Genomic DNA, 2,079 nt, shown 5'->3' on the forward strand with positions numbered 1-2,079 from the left:
GATTTTGTATCTTTAAGTATAACAAATTTCACTATGACAAAGATACATTTTCGTCCTTACAATTCCAACTAGACAGTGCTTTTTCCCAAAAGAATAGATGAGGATATTGCAGAAAACGATCCGGTGCGTATGGTTAACGCTCTGGTTGAAAGCCTGAACCTTGAAAGTTTCAGGAAGTTATACAAGGAAGGCGGGCGCAGCCCTTATCATCCCCAAATGATGCTCAAGGTCATTCTGTATGCCTACATGAACAACATCTACTCCTGCCGGAAAATAGAAAGCCTCCTTCACCGTGACATCCATTATATTTGGCTGGCCGGATACGAGAAACCGGACTTCATTACTATCAACCGTTTCCGCAACCGGGTGAAGAAGGAAATCAACGAAGTGTCACCCAGGTTGTACTTCTGCTCTCTTCCAGGGGCTTCATCAGCCTGAACGTGGAATGACATTGACGGGACAAAGATTGAATCCAAGGCCAACAAGTACACGTTCGTCTGGAGAAAAACGGTTGAGCGGAACCGTGAACGCCTGATGAAGAAGATCCACGTCCTGTTGGAACAGATAGACGATGCCATCGCCCAGGAGAACTCATCGGAAAGCGATGAGGAAATAGCGTTCACTCCGGCCATGCTGACCGAAATGGCGGGAGAATTGCGCAGTGCGCTTGAACAGGTTCCCGAACCTTCCACCCAAGAGGGAAAGGCCGCGCTGAAAAAGACACGCAGGCAGCTGAAAGAACTGGAAAGCCACAGGGACAAGCTGCAGGAATACGACAATCATCTGAAGACCCTGCAAGAGCGGAACTCCTATTCAAAGACCGACAAGGACGCCACTTTTATGAGGATGAAGGAGGATGCCATGCGCAACGGTCAGACGAAGCCCGGCTACAACCTTCAGATCGGTACCGGGAACCAGTTCATTACCGATTTTGCACTCTTCCCCAACCCTACGGATACACTGACCATGATACCTTTCCTGCAGTCCTTCTCCAACAGATATGGCAGGCCTGCCCATACGGCGGTCGCCGATTCCGGCTACGGCTCTGAGGAGAATTACCGCTTCATGGAAGAAAACGGCATGGAGGCCTACGTCAAATACAGCCGCTTTCACATGGAACAGCGGCCGAGATTCAATCCGGACCCGTTCAAGGCAGAAAACTTCCACTGCAATGAAGAGCATGACTTCTGCATCTGTCCCATGGGACAAAAGATGCGGAGGACAGGGACCAAACGCGTGAAAACCGCATCCGGATATGTCAGCGGAAATGCCAGGTACAGGGCCGTCAGATGTGAGGGATGCCCGCTGAGATGCCGATACTCTAATGCAAAGGGGAACAGGATGATTGAACTGAATCACAGGCTCAGGAGATACAGGCAGAAAGCCAAAGGGCTGCTCTGCTCCGGGGAAGGTCTGAAACACAGGGGACAGAGATGCATAGAACCGGAAGATGTGTTCGGACAAATGAAAAACAACATGAACTACAAGCGTTTCCGCCATTTTGGGAAGGACAAGGTCTTCATGGACTTTTCCTTCTTTGCCATTGCCTTCAATATAAAAAAGATGTGTGCAAAGATGGAAAAAGAATGTATTGGCCGGCTGACTGAACTGCTTTATGGGCTTGCCGCCGCCATATTCAGATGTTGGGGACACATAAATCAGAGAAAGCCACAAAATATCGCAGCTTATAGTACATGAACCGATTTTATGGCTAACGTAAACAAAGAAGGTGTGCTTTTTGACACACCTTCTTTGTTGTTTCTTGTTTGGGGAATTTTTAGGCAGGAAGTGCAACGTTTGGGCGTTGCTGCTGTTTCGCTCAAGTCAATGCCTGCATTTTGTGTGGTGAAGGATTCTTTTCAATTGTTAAAGTTTGGCTTTACGCGGAATTTAAATTTTCATCTTTGGCAAACTTAGGTATATTTGCGGTGAGACTAATAAATGTGTGAGCCTATGAAAAAACTGAAGACAGTGGCGATGGCTGCATTGCTTCTTCCTTTTATTGCATGCGGGGGAAACAGCCAGCAAAATTTGCCTGCAACCGAAAACGTGCAGGACAGTACGGACAATCAAGTGATC

General features: G+C 47.7%; 1 protein-coding gene and 1 pseudogene. Both read left to right on the forward strand.

The window, feature by feature from the left end:
- Window positions 1–75 precede the first annotated feature (75 nt).
- Window positions 76–1,698: pseudogene (locus QUW60_RS14880) on the forward strand (IS1182 family transposase).
- 9 nt (window positions 1,699–1,707) lie between these two features.
- Window positions 1,708–1,917 (forward strand): hypothetical protein, encoded by a 210-nt coding sequence (locus QUW60_RS14885; RefSeq protein ID WP_289561466.1) that lies wholly within the window; start codon window positions 1,708–1,710, stop codon window positions 1,915–1,917.
- Window positions 1,918–2,079 lie beyond the last annotated feature (162 nt).

Source organism: Bacteroides gallinaceum, from assembly GCF_030373775.1.
GTDB classification, from domain to species: domain Bacteria; phylum Bacteroidota; class Bacteroidia; order Bacteroidales; family Bacteroidaceae; genus Phocaeicola; species Phocaeicola excrementipullorum.